Genomic DNA, 1,326 nt, shown 5'->3' with positions numbered 1-1,326 from the left:
GACTGGTAATGCGGTAAAATGACCCAATGTCCAATTCTGAGCAACTTGTCATCTACCAGCTTCATATTTTTATCCTGGGCATTAGTCCAATGATTTGGCGTAGGGTCAAAATCCGCAGCGACAGTACAATCGCCGATTTGCACTACGTTATCCAAATAGCAATGGGATGGACAGATTCCCATTTACATCGTTTCATAATCCACGGAAAGCAGTACGGTATTGCACAAATTGGGGGAATGTGGTTTTCTGACAACCCAAAAGAAGTCAAATTATCAGATTTTGGCTGGCGAATGCGAGAGCGTTTTTTATACGAATATGACTTCGGTGATAACTGGCAGCATCAAATTCGGGTCGAAGCAATTCTCACTCTCAAATCAAATTGCTTTTATCCAGTATGTATTGATGGTAAACGTGCTTGTCCTCCAGAAGACTGTGGTGGCTCGTGGGAGTTCATGGCACAAAAGCAGGAATACTCGGTAAGATATATAGCTTCTCGGTGCAGTGAAATTATCGACGAAGGTGATATCCCTGGCAATATTGAAGAGATGTACGAACTACGCCAATGGTTAATGGTTGACCATTTTGACCGCCCAAAAATCAACCAACGGTTACAGCAATACGCGGCTGGGGATAAAGAGATGTTATTTGAACAGGAAATAGTGTGAAAGTCAAAATCCAAATAGTTGTGGAGTCAGACAATGGAGATTCCCAAGTTGTCCAAGAAATTATGCAAATTGAGCGTGGTGCTTTACAGCCAGAAAACTTGGGACTAAAACTAGCAGAAGCTAAAACATTACTACAAAGTCTCCAACGCACTCTAGCCGAGCAACAGGTAGCAGAATACTCTCAACAGCAGGAATTATGTTTACACTGTAGCAAAAAACTGTTGCATAAAGACAAGCGCACAATCGTATACCGCACGTTGTTTGGTAAGTTACATCTCCAATGCCATCGACTATTTCACTGCCCGTGCCAGGAACAACCAACCCGTAGCTTTAACCCAGTAGCCAACTTACTACCAGAACGCACTTCAAGAGAACTATTGTATCTCGAGTCCAAGTTTGGGTCTTTGATGTCTTACGGACTATCTGTGAAACTATTACAGGAAATACTACCAATAGAAGGAGAAATAAACACTACATCGGTACGGAATAACTTACACACAATTGGTCAACGCTTAGAAGACGAATTGGGAGAGGAAAAAGGAGGATACATCGAAGGGTGTCCAAGAGATTGGGAGGAATTGCCCCGACCTGATTTACCGTTGGTACTGGGAATGGATGGCGGATATGTTCGTTCCTACGACTTTAAATCGCGCTCCAAAGG

1 protein-coding gene and 1 pseudogene are annotated in these 1,326 nt (G+C 42.9%); both read left to right on the top strand.

The window, feature by feature from the left end; all coding sequences use genetic code 11:
* The first annotated feature begins 26 nt into the window (after positions 1–26).
* A complete protein-coding gene (locus DP117_RS36850; protein WP_169222770.1) occupies positions 27–665 on the top strand; it encodes a plasmid pRiA4b ORF-3 family protein in 639 nt (212 codons plus the stop codon).
* Positions 662–1,326, top strand: a pseudogene (locus DP117_RS35215) (ISKra4 family transposase); the annotation flags it as partial. The gene DP117_RS36850 and the pseudogene DP117_RS35215, both read left to right, overlap by 4 nt.

Source organism: Brasilonema sp. UFV-L1, from assembly GCF_012912105.1.
Lineage (GTDB): Bacteria > Cyanobacteriota > Cyanobacteriia > Cyanobacteriales > Nostocaceae > Brasilonema.
Note: the sequence above shows the minus strand (reverse complement) of the source record. Positions and strands in the feature narration are given on the sequence as shown.

Coding starts and splice junctions, on each gene's coding strand:
- DP117_RS36850 (WP_169222770.1), top strand. CDS start 27: ATGTCCAATTCTGAGCAACTTGTCATCTACCAGCTTCATATTTTTATC.